The following is a 16,940-nucleotide window of genomic DNA, read 5'->3' on the forward strand; positions in this document are numbered from 1 at the left end:
TGTAAAAACAATCCCCGTAGATGAGATCAACCGTTTGCGGGGATTGTTTGTTAAAAACGTTACATAAAAAAAGGTGGCGAATGAATATATTCGCTGTAACCATTGAATTAATAAGAGAGATTACAAATTTATATATGGATAGCAGAAGAGATTTTATCAAGAAGGCTTCCTTGTTAGCCGGTGTTTTTGGTTTACAGAGCGCTATGCCAGATGCGATACAGCGTGCATTGGCAATTGAACCTATCAAAGGGAGTACTTTTTTGGATGCCGAGCATATCGTATTGTTAATGCAAGAGAATCGTTCTTTTGATCATAGTTTTGGAACGCTCCGCGGAGTTAGGGGCTTTAATGATCCCCGAGCGATTAAATTGCCTAATGGGAATCCAGTGTGGTTGCAATCTTCTCGAAGTGGAAAAACGTACTCGCCGTTCCGGCTGGATATCAAAAACTCAAACGCTGCTTGGACGGGAGATTTACCGCATTCTTGGGAAAATCAGATGGCAGCCCGTAACAATGGAAAGCATGATAACTGGATCGACGCTAAACGCCCAGGGGGGAAGAGCTTAAAAGAGATCCCTTTGACAATGGGTTATTATACACGTGAGGACATTCCTTTTTATTATGCACTGGCTGATGCTTTTACAATTTGTGACCAGCACTTCTGTTCATCCATCACGGGGACCACGACCAATAGGCATTTCTTTTGGACAGGGACCTGTGTGCCGCGTAAGGGGGCTAAACCATTAGTCCGAAATTCGGACATTTATTTTAATCGTTGGGCACACTGGAAAACTTTTCCTGAACGTTTGGAAGAAGCTGGAATTTCCTGGCGGGTTTACCAAAATGAAGTCAGTATGGAAAGTGGCTTAAAAGGCGAGGGTCTATTGGGTAATTTTACGGACAATAATTTAGAATGGTTTGCTCAGTATCATATTGAATTCAAGAAAACGCATCTCGACTTTATGCGTAAGCGTGTTGCGGAGTTACCTGCGGAGATAGAGGAGCTCGAAAAGACATTAGTCAATAATAGTACCGACAGTGTACAGAAGACCCAGAATAGACTCAAACAGAAGCAGGAGCAATTGGACAGTTATAAAAAACAGTTGACCCGTCTCACTGATCATGCTTTTGAGCAGCTTTCTAAGGAGCAGCGTGCTTTGCATGAGCGCGCGTTCCAAACCAATGAGGGCGATCCTTTCTATCGGGAGACAAGTGTGGTCACGCATGAGGGGCAACAGATTACTGTTCCCAAGGGGGATGTTCTTCATCAGTTTAGGCACGATGTGAAATCGGGCAAATTGCCAGCAGTATCATGGCTTGTAGCACCGCAAAGCTTTTCAGACCATCCGAGTGCACCTATGTATGGTGCTTGGTATGTGTCTGAACTATTGAATATTCTGACGGAGAATCCCGAAATCTGGAAGAAGACTATCTTTATTCTCAATTATGATGAGAACGATGGGTATTTCGACCACGTTCCACCTTTTGTGGCACCTAATCCTGCAGATGAGCGTTCCGGAAAAACTTCGGCGGAATTAGATTATAGTGGTGAATATGTGAGTTTAGCACAGGAGCTTGCCGATGGTGAAGAAAAAGATAATGCGACGGAAGGTCCAGTAGGGCTCGGTTACCGCGTACCTTTGATTGTGGCGTCACCCTGGTCAAAAGGCGGTTGGGTCAATTCGGAGATCTGTGATATCACTTCGACGATTCAATTTATGGAGCATTTTTTCGAGAAAAAGTTGGGTAAGCAGGTAAAAGAGGAAAATATAAGCTCTTGGCGCCGAGCCATTACAGGAGACTTGACATCGATATTTCGGAAAGCTGAGGCGTCGAATACTATTGATTTGCCTTTCCTTGATCGGAATCAGCAGATCTATGCGATTGATCAGGCGAAATCGAAACCACTACCCAATACTTTTCACGTTTGGTCGAAAGAGGATGCCGCAGCATTACGGTCTAAGGGGCATTCCACTTTACTGGCGAGACAGGAGAAAGGTCAGAAAAATTCTAGCGCGTTAGCCTATGAGCTCTATGTTAAAGAGTCATTTGCTAAAGAAGCCAACCGAATTCATTTAACACTAGAAGTTGGCAATAAGGTATTTGGTAGTAAATCGCTAAACAGTCCATTTAATGTCTATAGTGGACCGAGCTATAAGGAAGGTGTGAAATTTTGGCCATTTGCAGTTGTCGCTGGTCAGGAACTAAGCTTTGACTGGAATCTGGCCGATTTTAAAGATGGGCATTACGATCTGACCGTATATGGCCCAAATGGGTTTATGCGGGGATTTAAAGGACAGGAGGAGCCATTGTCTGTTCAAGCAACTTATGAAATCGGGAGGAAAGGCCAGTTGACAGGCAATCTTGTATTGGAGGTTCGTAATCACGGGAAAAAATCATTCCGTGTACATGTAGAAGATATTGCTTATAGTACATGGAAGAAATCGATAGTACTTGTTGCCGGTAAATCTACGAAGTGGATTGTAGAATCTCATAAAATTCATGGGTGGTATGATATTACGGTACATGCTGAGAATACCAAATTTGTGCGTCAGTTTGCGGGTCGTGTGGAAACGGGCAATCATTCGAAAACTGATCCACAATTGGGATAATCTTTTGCCAATCTACAGGTAGTTAGAAATATCTTTTGGGATAAAGAAGACTTTGTTTTTTATTCGTCATCAGTCTAATTCTTTTGTATAGTAAAGAGCGGAATGTTAATTTATTGTCTGCTATCAGTTGTAATTTCCGATATGTTCATATTTATTTTAATTTCACTTTAATTTTATGAAAATGCTTTTATGGCCAAATCAATTAAAGAAATTGCACAGGAGCTCAATGTTTCTAAATCCACTGTTTCATTAGTCATTAATCACAAAGCCGAGCGAGCTCGCATTAGTAAGGAATTGGAAAATCGCGTACTTGCTTACGTTGAGAAAGTTGGTTATAAGCCTAATGCGCTTGCAAAGAGTTTAGCAACAGGGCGATCAAATACCATTGGTCTGATTGTGGAAAATATCGGGGACTCTTTTTTTGGGCCATTTGCTTTGTATGTGGAGGAATTATTCCGAAAAAAAGGGTATCACGTCCTCTACAGTAGTACCCTTGGAGATTCACAAAATGCGCGGGATATCATCGATTCAATGTTGGAAAAGAAGGTGGAGGGGATTATTTTAGCTCCAACAGTAGATCTGGAAGCATATCAGCGAAAAATATTGGAACATAGGGTTCCACTAGTAGTCTTTGATAGAAATTCTCCAGATGTGGAGACCCATTATGTGCACATTGATAATGACGTTAGTGCAAAAAAAGCCTGTGATCATTTGAAATCTATCGGTTGCCAAGATTTTGGATTAGTAACCATCGATTCCGATCAGCCGCAAATGTTGGGGCGTAAAGGTGCCTATTTGGATTTTTGTGAAGCCTACGGTATGGAGCCTCGCATCCTGCAATTACACTATCAAGAACTGAAGCAAAAGGGGGCGCGTATGTTGAAAAATTGGGCAGCGAAGCAGACTGGGTTAGATGGTCTCTTTTTTACGACAAATTATCTGTGTATCCTTGGGTTGAAAGCACTGCGGCCAGCGGATGAAAATCACTATGCCTTTCCGATGCTTTCTTTTGATGATCATGAGTTGTTTGATATTTTAAACCCTAAAATTTCCTGTATACAACAGCCATTAGAACCTTTGGCTAAAACTTGTGTGAAAGTTTTGTTGAAGGAAATAGATCAGGGGATATCCACGCCTAAAGAATATATTATTTCAACCAAATTGATCCGGAGGTAGCATACGGCGATAGCTCGATTTTTAACCCTTGTATTGTAAAAATCATAAGACCTTCCGGCTCAATTCCTGAGGTTTGTTTTGATTTAGTATTCTTTTTTATATCTTTACTAATACGTTTTAGTAGAAATAATTTATATATCCTAAATAATGAATAAATCTTTAAGCCTTTTTCTGGGTTCATTATTGTCTTTTGGTTTGTTTTGCGCAAAACCGGTTTTGGCTCAGAAATTTAGAGGACAGCAAATGGATGCTGTCGATCTTGTTAATCCATTAATGGGTACCGAATCCAAATTTGAGTTGTCCAATGGAAATACCTATCCCTCAATCGCACGGCCTTGGGGAATGAATATGTGGACTCCGCAAACGGGAAAAAATGGTGATGGATGGCAGTATCAATATACTGCTGATAAGATCCGTGGTTTGAAACAAACCCACCAACCATCGCCTTGGATGAATGATTATGGCGTCTTTTCTATTATGCCAGTGACTGGAAAGCCTGTCTTTGATCAAGATGAGCGTGCGAGCTGGTTTTCACATAAAGCTGAGATCGTAAAACCTTATTATTATTCGGTCTATCTGGCAGATCACGATGTCACTGCGGAAATGACACCAACGGAACGAGCAGCTATGTTTAGGATTTCGTTTAATAAGACAGACGACGCTTATATCGTGTTGGACGCGTATGAAAAGGGATCTGAAGTTCAGATTATCCCTGAAAAAAATATGATCGTTGGCTATTCATCAAAATACGCCCGTGGTCCACTGCCTGCGAATTTCAAGAATTATTTTGTTTTGGTTTTCGATCAACCGTTTGCAAATGTTGCTACTTGGGAAGGGAAAGAGAAAAAGGATGGCCAGCTCCAGATCAAAGGTGACCACACTGGCGCTATTGTTGGATTCAAGGTAAAGGATAAAACGAAACCCGTTCAGGTGAAAGTTGCCTCGTCTTTTATCAGTGCCGAACAAGCCTTATTAAACTTAAATGAGTTGGGGGACAAGTCGTTTGATCAAGTTAAAGAAGATGGACGTCAGATCTGGAATTCCACGCTAGGGAAAATTAAAGTTGAAGGCGATGATATTGATCAATTGCGCACATTTTATTCGACCATGTATCGGACCTTATTCTTTCCTAACAAACTCTACGAAATTGATGCGCAGGGTAAAGTTGTCCATTACAGTCCGTATAATGGAAAAACACTTCCGGGCTATTTGTTTGGAGGAACTGGATTTTGGGATACCTTTAGAGCATTGTATCCGTTCTTAAACTTGATGTATCCTTCTATCAATAAGGAAATGCAGGAAGGTCTCTTAAATGCTTACTTGGAGGGCGGTTTCTTACCTGAGTGGAGTAGTCCTGGATACGCGGATATTATGGTTGGTAACAACTCTGCTTCGGTAGTTTCGGATGCCTACATCAAGGGAATACGCGGTTACGATATCAATAAGTTGTACGAAGCGTTGCAGCATGGTGCCAATAACGAAGGACCAATGAGTGCAGTTGGTAGAAAGGGTGTTGATTATTATAATAGCTTGGGCTATGTTCCCTATGACGTTAAAATCAATGAAAATGCGGCACGTACCTTGGAATATGCCTACGACGATTTTACAATTTATCAATTAGCAAAAGCGTTGAACCGTCCGAAAGCTGAAATTGATCTCTATGCGAAGCGTGCACAGAACTACAAGAACCTGTTCGATCCATCGACCAATCTTATGCGTGGAAAAAATAAAGATGGAAAGTTCCAGACTCCTTTTAATCCATTGAAATGGGGGGATGCGTTCACAGAAGGAAACAGCTGGCATTATTCATGGAGCGTATTCCATGACGTTCAAGGGCTGATCGATCTGATGGGCGGAGAAAAAACATTTGTGCGTATGTTGGATTCGGTGTTTGTTCAGTCTCCAGATTTCGATGATAGCTATTATGGGGGTATTATCCATGAAATTCGCGAAATGCAAGTTGCCAATATGGGACAGTACGCGCATGGTAATCAGCCCATTCAACATATGCCGTATCTTTACAATTACGCTGGTCAACCTTGGAAAACGCAATATTGGGTGCGTCAGGTGATGGACAGAATGTACAAACCAACGCCTGATGGCTATTGTGGTGATGAAGATAATGGTCAAACCTCGGCATGGTATGTTTTTTCAGCCTTAGGATTCTATCCGGTTTGTCCTGCGACCGATGAATATGTGCTTGGAGCGCCATTATTTAAAAAGGCGACGTTAACGTTTGAAAATGGCAAGACACTGATCATCGATGCTCCTAAGAATTCGGCCGAAAATGTATATGTAAATGCACTACAGATGAACGGTAAGGAGTATGGAAAAAACTGGTTAAGTCACAAAGCTTTGCATGAAGGTGGGGCACTGCATTTTGATATGGGGGCAAAACCTAACTATACTAGGGGAGCATCCAAAAATGCTGCGCCATATTCTATGACAACAGATTTACAATCAAATATCAAGGTGAAATCGAACAAAAAGAAATAAGCATTTGAGTTATGATAAACTTTAGAAATCTAAAAGTAGGCCTTACCCTCTTTGGCTTGGCCTGTTCTTGTTCGATTTTCGCGCAAGATAATTGGAGACATACAGAAAATGACCGCAAGGTTGCTGTGGATGTTGATAGTATCAGCAAAGGTGGTTATACATTGATTTGGATTAATAAGGACAAAGATTTTAGTCCATCTTTAAAAGATCGGCTCATTTCGGCTTATTTTGAAAACTATCCCAAACTAGCCAAGAAATATAATAATAAGACCCTAAAAAAAGTGTCTTTTGTTATTGATCCAGACTACAAAGGTGTTGCTGCTACGGCTGGCGGAATAGTCCGTTACAGCCCGGGATGGTTTGCCAAAAATCCAGGTGATATTGACGTGGTTACCCATGAGGTAATGCATATTGTTCAAGCGTATCCTGATGGGGCCGGTCCGTGGTGGATTACGGAAGGGATAGCAGATTTTGTCCGATTTGATGATGGAATTGACAATGCAGGTGCAAATTGGAAGCTGCCAGATTATAGCGACAATCAGAAATACACCGATTCTTATCGCGTTACTGCCAGATTTCTCTATTGGATCAATACGCATGTAAAAAAAGACTTTGTTAAAAAATTGGATGCGGCAATGCGTAGCAAAAGCTATAACGATTCATTCTGGAAAGCACAAACTGGAAAGACGATCGATGAGCTATGGACGGATTACAGTAAAAATCCTAAAATATAATTCATAGGTGATGAATATAAAACGTTTGGCTTTTTGGGGACTACTTAGTATTCCATTTGTATTAAAGGCCCAGGAAACTAAGTTAGTCCAGTACGTTAAACCGCTTATTGGTACGGCGCGGATGGGTCATACGTTTCCGGGCGCTACAGTTCCTTTTGGTGCTATACAGTTAAGCCCGGATACGGATACGCTATCTTATGCTGTCAATGGCCGCTATAATGGTGATGTTTATAAATATTGTGCCGGTTATCAGTATGATGATCCTACGATTGTGGGATTCAGTCATACGCATTTTAGCGGTACCGGTCACTCCGATCTTGGTGATATACAGATTATGCCTACCCAAGGTAAAGTTCAGTTAAATCCAGGTACAGCTGATCGTCCTCAAGACGGTTATCGATCTCCATATAGCCATACAAACGAATTGGCCGAAGCCAATTATTACCGTGTTTTACTGGATAAACATCAGATTAAAGCAGAGTTGACGACGACCACGCGAGTGGGCATACATCGGTATACTTTCAACCAGTCTGATGCGTCACATCTAATTGTTGATTTAACTGCTGGGATCTATAATTACGAAGGAAAAAATGTTTGGACTGTTGTGAAAGTACTGAACGATTCTACGTTAGTCGGATACCGTCAGACAAACGGTTGGTCGAGAACCCGTACCGTGTACTTTGCTATAAAGACATCCAAAGCTTTTAAAAATTATGGCGCTAAATATGAAGATGGGAAATCTGTCTACAATGGTTTTTGGCGTAAGTTCGATCAACGCAATAATTTCCCCGATTTAGCAGCTCATAACATGAAGCTTCATTTGGATTTCGATACAAAGGCACATGAAGCAATACTGCTGAAAGTAGCTTTAAGTCCTGTAAGTATGAAGAATGCATTGGCCAATATGGAGGCTGAGGCTCCCGACTGGAATTTTGATGGGTACGTGAAGAAAGGCCAGGAGGCTTGGGAAAAGGAACTGCATAAGATAGAAGCTGAAATGTTGAACAAGGAAGATCTTGTCAATTTTTATACAGCGATGTATCATGCCAGCCTAATGCCGACGGTTTATATGGACGTTAATGGTGAGTATAAGGGCTTGGATCAGGAGGTGCACAGCGCCAAAGGTTTTACGAATTATACTTCTTTTTCGCTATGGGATACATTTCGGGCTTTTCATCCCTTGTTGAATTTAATCAACCCTTCTCGTAATGCAGATATTGTCGCATCCATGCTGGCTCATTATGACCAGAGTGTATTGAAGATGTTGCCCATCTGGTCGCATTATGCGAATGACAACTGGTGCATGAGTGGCTATCACTCTGTGTCTGTTATTGTTGATGCCATACTTAAGGGCGTCTATAAAGGTGATGCGGAGGCGGCGTTAGCGGCATGCGTTCAAACAGCAAATACGCGTCAATATGAGGGGATCGGTGCTTATATTGATAAGGGATATGTTCCTGCTGATGTATCGGGAACATCGGTTTCTAATACATTGGAATATGCGTACGACGATTGGTGTATTGCGCAACTGGCAAAAAAATTAGGAAAGGAAGATATTTACACGACTTTTTCCAAAAGAGCTGAAAGCTGGAAATCACTCTATGATCCCGCTATTGGATTTATGCGGCCCAAGGATTCAGCGGGTAAATTTCAGGAGAAATTTGATGTGCTGGATACACATGGACAGGGATTTATTGAAGGTAATTCATGGAATTACAGCCTGTATGTACCGCATCAGCCTACCGAAATGATGGCAGTCATGGGAGGTAAACAGCGCTTAGAGACTTATTTGGATTCTCTTTTTACAATGGAATTACCGGATAAGTATTTTGAGCATACAGAGGATATTACGCGAGATGGTATTATCGGAAATTACGTGCACGGAAATGAGCCTTCCCACCATGTGGCTTATTTATACAACATCACCAAGAATCCTTGGAAAGCTCAAGCACGTGTCAGACAAATCATCCGAAATCAGTACCATAATGGTCATGCGGGATTAGGCGGTAATGACGACTGTGGACAGATGTCGGCCTGGTATCTATTTACTGCACTGGGTTTTTATCCTGTTGCACCTGGGGAAGATAGTTATTGGATTGGCAGTCCTTTGGTAAAATCGGCAAAGGTAAATTTTGAAAATGGACGCAGCCTGTCTATAGTTGCCCATAATCAGTCTGAAAGGAATATTTACGTTAAATCCGTTTCTTTAAATGGGCGAAGATTAGCTGATCTGCGACTACCTTATAGTAGCATTGTAGATGGCGGTGAACTAGTCTTCGAGATGAGTAATAAACCGAAAAAATAGGAGCATTCCGGAAGGATGAAGCGATCAGGGTTATACAAAGGCATAGCGATCAGTTGTCTATTGTTGTTTTTAATATTACAATATCTCCTGATTGTGCAATCATATGAGATCAAAAGAAGCGAACTATTTTGGAAAGAAAAAAAGGAGATTAAGGTTGTTTACGATAGACATATTGCGAACGATAAGATCTTTCCAGGCGGTCAAAAACTTATCGATTCAACTTTAATCCCTCATTTAGATCGTTTAGAAGCATATTATCAGCATGATAACTATGCTTTTTTTAATCTGAAGGATAGTATTGCAACGGAGTTGATTTCCAAACTCCTAAATCACCCTGCAATGGACAGCCTTTTTAAGATCATCAAGTCTGAAGTGAATTTGGGACAAAATTTTGGTTATGCGATTGTACTGAGAGATGTGTCGGTGACTTTCGACGCGAAGAAGTTTATTCCGATAGTTGATTATGATGTTGATCAGTATACCCTTATTGGTGGTGAAGATCAATTTATTGATAAAGACAATCTTGTGTCATCAATTGCTATAAGTGCAAATAGTAAAAGGTCAAATCGTGTAGCTTTCACATTATACGTAGGTAATATTGATAAAAATGTTTCTGCTTTAAGATCCATTTTTCCACTATTATTATTGTCTGGTTGCTGTATCATCGGAATTATTAGCGTATACTGTTGGACTTACAATAATTGGATAAAGCAGAAAAGGATGGCTGAAATGGCTTCCGACTTTATAAATAATGTTACTCACGAGTTTAACACTCCGTTAACAACCATCCGAATTGGTTTGTCGAATATAGCCGTGAAGGTTTCTAGCGATGATAAAATGAAAATATCAACCACTTTGGAAACCATGATGCGTCAAATAAAGCGTTTAGATAGGTTAGTTAATAAAGCGATTGATTTAAGTGTGTTTAATCAGGAAGAAGTAGTACTTGAAGAACATTTTTTGGCGGAACTGTTGGATCATTTGGAACGAGATCTGACAATTTTAGCTTCAGAAAGCATCGGAATTCAAACTTTTGTGGATGAAGAAGTAAAAGGGATTAAAGTACTTGTCAATCCATTTATGTTTGTTACAGCATTGAATAATATAGTAGATAATGGTCTTAAATATAATAATGAGTCCATAAAGCAGATTCGTATTCATGTAGGACTGTATGAAAACAATACAATCCTGATGACTATACGTGATAATGGAATAGGCATTTCAAATAACGAATTGCCACATATATTTACGAAGGGATACCGTGTTAAAAGAGACGCTTCTCCTAACGGTCTAGGACTTGGACTTTTTTTTGTTAAAGAAGTTATGCGGATTCACAATTGGAAAATTGATGTTAAATCAGATATTAACAAGGGGACGACATTTTTTATTTTGATACCAATGATAAAATAGATGATAGGAGAATATGGACATATATTGCTGATTGAGGATGACGTTGATCTAGCCTCGATGCTCATTGACTATCTTACAAATTTTGGTTTTGATGTTAGTCATGCATTATCTGCCGAAGAAGGAATTTTATATTACAAAATAAATAAGTATAATATTCTTATCGTCGATATACAACTTCCCAAATCGGATGGGTTTCAATTTGTCGAGTATATATCGAAATTAAATAAAAACCAATTTTTTCTTTTCCTTACGGCTAGGTTATCAAAAACAGACCGTTTGAAAGGGCTTCATCTGGGGGGGAACGATTATATCACAAAGCCTTTTGATGTGGAAGAACTCTCGCTGAAACTTCAAAATTATAGCATAAAGCAGAGCACAGTTTTACCAAGCCAGCTTAATATTGGAGATATTAAACTCAATCCTCATTTACTATCAATAGAATTTAGTGATAGATCAAAGCAGGTTGTTTCGCCACGGGAGTTTGAACTATGGGCTTTCTTAGCTAACAAACCAAACGTTGTGTTGAAGAGAGAAGAAATTTTATTAGCGCTATGGGGAGACAGTGACTATTTCTTAGGCCGGAGCCTCGATGTTTTTATATGCAAAATCAGAAAAATGCTTAAAAGATCACGCTTTGTTGAAATTAAAACTGTCTATAAAGTTGGCTTTATTTTAGAAGTCAATATCGATAATTGTCATTAACAATCGATTAACAACTTTCTTTTCTCTTTCTTTATAATTTTACTAAAACGAATTAGTTCTTAAGCTCGTTGTTGTTCCGTGACGCTTATTTTTGAAGCGAGCTACTAACTCATTGACGACCAATTGTTGATTTAGTAAACCAATAACTAATATTATTTATGAAAAGAAAGGTGATTCCATTATTTCTTACGATTTCTGTATGTGGTACTTTTAGTTCGCATATGGATTCAAAAGCTGCAGCTAGCTACACCAATTTCCAACAAGAAGGTATTATTGTAGAAGGAACAGTTGTAAACAGTTCGACAGGTAAAGTCTTGCAAGGTGTTACAATTATTGTTAAGGCAAGCGGGAAATCCACAAAAACCGACGCCGAGGGTCGATACCGAATTGAAATTCCTTATAAGGATGCTCTATTGACCTTTTCATACGTTGGATTTCAACCTCAACAAATTATTGCGGGAGGTAGGACAACTTTACAAGTTAGTCTTGTAGAGGATGTAAAAGCATTAGAAGATGTGGTTGTTGTCGGGTATACGACACAGAAGAAAAGAAATGTGGTCGGTGCTGTTGCAACGATCACGACCAAGGATCTCGTTCAAAGTCCTGCAGCAAATATTAACAACATGCTGGCCGGAAGATTGCCGGGCCTAGTTGTTAACCAATATGCAGGTGGCGAACCTGGTGTAGATCGTTCTGAACTGTTTATCCGGGGTAAGTCTACATATGGGAATCAATCCCCTATTGTGATAGTCGATGGAATTGAACGCGACATGAGTTATTTGGCGCCAGATGAAATTGAGACAGTTTCGATTTTGAAGGATGCAGCGGCTACTGCTCCGTACGGAATAAGGGGAGCAAATGGTGTTATCGTGGTTACGACAAAACGGGGGCAATCTGCTGATAAGGCAACTGTTGATTTTAAAGCTTCCTATGGTTTAAATACACCAGCACAGTTGCCGATGCTTTTGGGATCTGCTGATTATGCAACGCTTTATAATGAGGCTTTAACGAATGATGCAAGGTTATCGGGTGGAAATATTGATAATTTAAAATTATTTAGTCAGGAGGCGATAGATAAATTTAGAAGCGCAAAGGGGGATAATTCTGATGGTCGAGGTTATAATTGGGATTATTTTGATTATATCTTCAGAACAGCGCCTCAACATGAATACAATCTATCCATACGAGGCGGGAATGATGTGGCGAAATATTTCGTTATGGGTGGATATATGGGGCAGGAAAATAATTATGATCATGTTGATTTATCGAAATATAATGTATCTCCTAAATTTCAGCGCTATAATTTCAGATCCAATATTGACGTCAACATCACAAAAAACTTGTGGGTTAAACTCAATTTGGGTGCGCGAATTACCAATCGAACATCACCCGGAACTTCTGCTAGTAGATTAATGACACTGGCGATGACGCAGCCACCGTATTTGCCTATTGTTCTTGACGCCAATAGTCAGCCTTCTACGCAGGGCTATCTGTTGAATAATCCCTCTGGATTGCTGTTTGGCAATCAAATTTATCGGTTTAATGTTCTTGGTGAATTGACTAGGTCTGGATATCATACGGAGAAAAATACGTATCTGGAAGGGAGTTTTGCTGTTGGCTGGAATATGGATTTCATTACTAAAGGCCTTTCTGTCGATGGCATATTTTCTTATGATGCTCGTGAACAACAGTGGGTTCGACGTGAACTTGGGACGTATAGTGAAGGCTATAGGGTGTATCCTAACTACGCCACCTTTCAACCTACAGATGGTATAGATCTATTTATGAACCCACAATACTATGAAGGGACTTATAGAAATGGGAACAAGTATACAGTGGATCAAACTGTTGGGAACTCATTTACGCAAAGTAGTCCATTTAATAGAACGTTCATTCAAGGAAAAATCAATTACAACCGGCTATTTAATGATAAGCATAATGTGACGGGGATGTTGCTTTTCAATCGCTCAAGCCAGTCTGTCTATGATGCGACAAATTCAAGAGCAAGTGTTGATATTCGTTATCAAGGTATGACAGGACAGTTTACCTATAATTATCTCGAAAAATATTTAGCAGAATTTAACTTTGGTTACAATGGGTCTGAAAATTTTATCGAAGGAAAGCGTTATGGCTTTTTTCCTGCGGGAGCATTGGGTTGGGTAATTAGTAAAGAGAAGTTTATGTCCACTACGAAAGACTGGTTGAGCTTTTTGAAGCTTAGGGCATCTATGGGACTCGTTGGGAATGATAAAATGCCCGGTGATGCCCGATTTGGATACTTGGCATTTTTCCAGGGGGGGGATGGTTATAGCTTTGGCGAACAGAATTTTAATAATGGGCTAAGTGGTGTGCGTGAAGGGCGTTTGGCAAACGAAAATATAACATGGGAGAAATCTAGAAAAACGAATATCGGTCTTGATATGGGATTTTTAAAGAACAAAATTAATTTTAGCATGGATGTCTTTGAAGATTATCGTTATGACATTATTACCGAATTAGGATCGGATGATATTGGTTTTCCAGGTGTGGTTGGAAAAACATCACCATTGATCAATATTGGAAAAGTCCGAAATCGAGGTATTGATATTGAAATGAGTTATTCGGATATGATCGGGGATAATCTTCGACTTTCGGTGAAACCTAATTTTACCTTTTCGAGGAACAAGTTGATCTACCGACAAGAAGTTCCACGCCAGTATGAGTATAGGCAGGCAACAGGTAAGCGACTTTATGAAAATTTTGTCTATGTTTTTGATCATTTTGTTAAAGATCAAACAGAGGCGGATCAAATTAATCAGAGTAATTTTCAGCCTTGGGGAAAAGTGGGGCCAGGTGATGTTATCTATAAAGATTTGAATGGTGATGGTAAGATTACCGACTTAGGAGATCGCACTGTTATGGGGAATCCAAGGAGCCCGGAGATTCAATTTGGTTTACCCATCTCTTTACAATATAAGGGATTTGATTTTAGCCTTCTGTTTCAAGGTGCATTAAATTCCTCCATCTTATTAAAAGATGCTGCAGTGTGGGATTTTCCAACTTTTGATCAGGACAAACTCGGTTCTGTTCGACCAATTCATTTGGGACGCTGGACCCCAGAAACTGCTGCAACAGCTACCTATCCCGCATTACATATCGGTAACTCAGAGAATAACAAAAATAGCAATAGCAGTTTGTTTTTATATGACGCCAAATATTTGAGACTTAAAAATATAGAGATTGGCTATAATCTACCGAAGGATCTTATTAAAAAAATTGGTTTGAACCAATTGCGTGTTTACGCCCAAGGAATGAATTTATTTACTTGGTCAGGTCTTAAGGATTTAAGTATAGACCCAGAGATGGGGAATACAAGTGGTTACTGGTACCCGATTTTGAAAGTTTACAACTTTGGGCTAAATCTTAATTTCTAACCTTATGAATGTGTAAATATGAAAAGAATTCTTTTTTTTATGGCAGTTGTTGTACTTTCTTTAATCGTAGGCTGCAACAAATATTTAGATAAATTACCTGATGATCAAATCAGGGAAGATGAGGTTTTTACTCGTTATGAGAAAGTTAATCAGCTAGTTACAGATGTTTATGCTAAAGCTAAGGGCGTAAATCAGCCTATTTCTTGGTTCTATCATTTTTCGAGTGCTGCAATAACTGATGAGGCAGAGGGATCGACAGTAGAGGGAAATATAACAAACAGATATAACAATGGTGATTGGAATATCAACGAATTGCCAGGAGACAATGGACAGTTTTGGAATAGTATGTTTGACGGCATCCGTAGAACAAACATTATTTTGGAAGGGATCAAAAAGTATAGCACGCCCGACGACATTTTGGAGCCGGGGTCATTGCCTATGCGCGTAGGAGAGGTTTACTTTTTAAGAGCCTACTTTCATTTGATGGCTGTTCGTATATATGGTGAAATACCTTATATAGACCATGTCATCACGGCCACTGAAAATATGAATTTCGAAAGAGAGTCGGTACATAAAGTTATCGATAAAATTATTGCTGATGCGACAGTAGCATATAATGCTGTCCCCGAAAGATGGGAGGGACAGAATTTCGGGCGTATTGATAAAGGTGCATGTCTTGGGCTGATTGCGGAGGCCCGTTGGATGGCCGCTACACCACTTTGGAATGGAGCTGCGGCAAAAGGCTATAATGGGACACGTAAGTTTGAATCCGAATATGCCACATATGATCCGCAGCGTTGGGTGAAAGCTAAAGAGGCCGCTAAGGCGGTTCTGGACAGCAAGGTTGCTGGAGCAAAACGTTATAGTCTTTATCAAAAGTATTCAAATACCGATTTTGGCGATAGTGGGGGGCAAAATACTAGCAATTCAACGGTTTACACTCGTCTATGGCAAATGTTTTATGATATGGAGGCCTTCAAAAATGAGTATGTACTATTCTTTACCCGCTACAAGGGCGAAGGTTGGTTTGGAGATGTATACCCGCCAAGCCGCGGCGGGGGGGCTCGCCAAATGCCGGTGCAGGAGCAGGTCGATGAATATGAGTATCTCTCTCCTGATGGTTTTGGTTATCCTATTTATAGTGGCAAGGCGAAACAAGATGGTTATGATGATGGCAACCCATATACTTCGGTAAAAAGAGATCCACGTTTTTATCGTGATATTATATTCCATGGAGCTGCATTTCGAGGAGCTAACAATAATCCTTCTCAGACTAATATTGCCAGTGGTGCTGATCAGATTGGCGCTAATAATGCGACCCGAACAGGATATTATTTACGAAAATTTTTGCAGGAAGCTTGGAATAAGAATGGGAGTGTTATCATCAGTGCGCCTCCAGTATGGCGTTTACCAGACTTCATTTACATTTACGCCGAAGCAGTTAATGAAGTTGATGGACCAACACAGGAGATCTATGATTTAATTAATCAGGTACGAGCTAGGTCTTTTATGGCGCCCATGCCTTTGACAACACTTGCTGATAAAAATTTGATGCGTGAGTACATTTATCGTGAACGAAGGGTTGAATTCTTTTACGAGAACAAGAGAGCCTTTGATAGTCGTTTGTATCTAGAACCAAGTAGTTCGGCGGAGAAATCTAAATATCAAACCTTTACTGCATCAGGTAGTACGAATAACGAACGCAGTGTTAATTATTGGAAAAATGGTAATACAAGCTATCCGAAACTTCAGAATATGATTAATGGTATGCGGGCTGTCGAAGACGCAAATGGTAAAATTCAAATTGGAGATAAGCGTTATCGAATGGAGCGTTTCTTTGTAGAAAGTAGGGTCTTTACGGCGCCAACTCACTATCTGTTTCCTATATTAAATTCAGAGATCCAAAAGTCTCCCTCCTTGGGTCAGAATCCTGGATGGTAGTAGTTAAAATGAAAATCCCACATCATTTGATTGTGGGATTTTTTGTAACCATCTTGTGAAAAACAGCTGGTCAATCCGTTATATTTAAATTTCTTCCCTATATTTACTAATACGTTTTAGCTTTTTTCTTAATGACGTTCAACCCAAAAGC

General features: G+C 40.0%; 9 protein-coding genes. All 9 read left to right on the plus strand.

Annotation, left to right across the window (positions count from 1 at the left end):
• Positions 1-80: 80 nt before the first annotated feature.
• Entirely contained in the window at positions 81-2,612 is a 2,532-nt protein-coding gene (locus tag B2W36_RS08970; RefSeq protein ID WP_293887536.1) for a phosphocholine-specific phospholipase C, read from the plus strand.
• 189 nt (positions 2,613-2,801) lie between these two features.
• Positions 2,802-3,788 (plus strand): LacI family DNA-binding transcriptional regulator, encoded by a 987-nt coding sequence (locus B2W36_RS08975; RefSeq protein WP_209577437.1) that lies wholly within the window; start codon positions 2,802-2,804, stop codon positions 3,786-3,788.
• 147 nt (positions 3,789-3,935) lie between these two features.
• Entirely contained in the window at positions 3,936-6,284 is a 2,349-nt protein-coding gene (locus tag B2W36_RS08980) for a GH92 family glycosyl hydrolase (protein WP_293882532.1), read from the plus strand.
• A gap of 11 nt (positions 6,285-6,295) precedes the next feature.
• On the plus strand, positions 6,296-7,018 hold the full coding sequence (locus tag B2W36_RS08985; protein ID WP_293887537.1) for a basic secretory protein-like protein: 723 nt from the start codon (positions 6,296-6,298) through the stop codon (positions 7,016-7,018).
• A 10-nt stretch (positions 7,019-7,028) separates the two neighbouring features.
• Complete coding sequence (locus tag B2W36_RS08990) at positions 7,029-9,323, plus strand: GH92 family glycosyl hydrolase (protein WP_293887538.1); 2,295 nt, start codon at positions 7,029-7,031, stop codon at positions 9,321-9,323.
• Positions 9,324-9,416: 93 nt separating this feature from the next.
• Complete coding sequence (locus B2W36_RS08995) at positions 9,417-10,733, plus strand: sensor histidine kinase (protein WP_293887539.1); 1,317 nt, start codon at positions 9,417-9,419, stop codon at positions 10,731-10,733.
• A complete protein-coding gene (locus tag B2W36_RS09000) occupies positions 10,734-11,435 on the plus strand; it encodes a response regulator transcription factor (protein ID WP_293887540.1) in 702 nt (233 codons plus the stop codon).
• Between the two features lie 158 nt (positions 11,436-11,593).
• A complete protein-coding gene (locus B2W36_RS09005; RefSeq protein WP_293887541.1) occupies positions 11,594-14,848 on the plus strand; it encodes a SusC/RagA family TonB-linked outer membrane protein in 3,255 nt (1,084 codons plus the stop codon).
• Between the two features lie 18 nt (positions 14,849-14,866).
• On the plus strand, positions 14,867-16,789 hold the full coding sequence (locus B2W36_RS09010) for a RagB/SusD family nutrient uptake outer membrane protein (protein ID WP_293887542.1): 1,923 nt from the start codon (positions 14,867-14,869) through the stop codon (positions 16,787-16,789).
• The last annotated feature ends 151 nt before the right edge of the window (positions 16,790-16,940 follow it).

The organism is Sphingobacterium sp. UBA3549 (assembly GCF_002376635.1).
In the GTDB taxonomy this organism is placed as follows: domain Bacteria; phylum Bacteroidota; class Bacteroidia; order Sphingobacteriales; family Sphingobacteriaceae; genus Sphingobacterium.

Excerpts from the sequence above, each read along its gene's own strand:
- B2W36_RS08970 (WP_293887536.1), top strand. The coding sequence starts at position 81 with ATGAATATATTCGCTGTAACCATTGAATTAATAAGAGAGATTACAAAT.
- B2W36_RS08975 (WP_209577437.1), top strand. The coding sequence starts at position 2,802 with ATGGCCAAATCAATTAAAGAAATTGCACAGGAGCTCAATGTTTCTAAA.
- B2W36_RS08980 (WP_293882532.1), top strand. The coding sequence starts at position 3,936 with ATGAATAAATCTTTAAGCCTTTTTCTGGGTTCATTATTGTCTTTTGGT.
- B2W36_RS08985 (WP_293887537.1), top strand. The coding sequence starts at position 6,296 with ATGATAAACTTTAGAAATCTAAAAGTAGGCCTTACCCTCTTTGGCTTG.
- B2W36_RS08990 (WP_293887538.1), top strand. The coding sequence starts at position 7,029 with ATGAATATAAAACGTTTGGCTTTTTGGGGACTACTTAGTATTCCATTT.
- B2W36_RS09000 (WP_293887540.1), top strand. The coding sequence starts at position 10,734 with ATGATAGGAGAATATGGACATATATTGCTGATTGAGGATGACGTTGAT.
- B2W36_RS09005 (WP_293887541.1), top strand. The coding sequence starts at position 11,594 with ATGAAAAGAAAGGTGATTCCATTATTTCTTACGATTTCTGTATGTGGT.
- B2W36_RS09010 (WP_293887542.1), top strand. The coding sequence starts at position 14,867 with ATGAAAAGAATTCTTTTTTTTATGGCAGTTGTTGTACTTTCTTTAATC.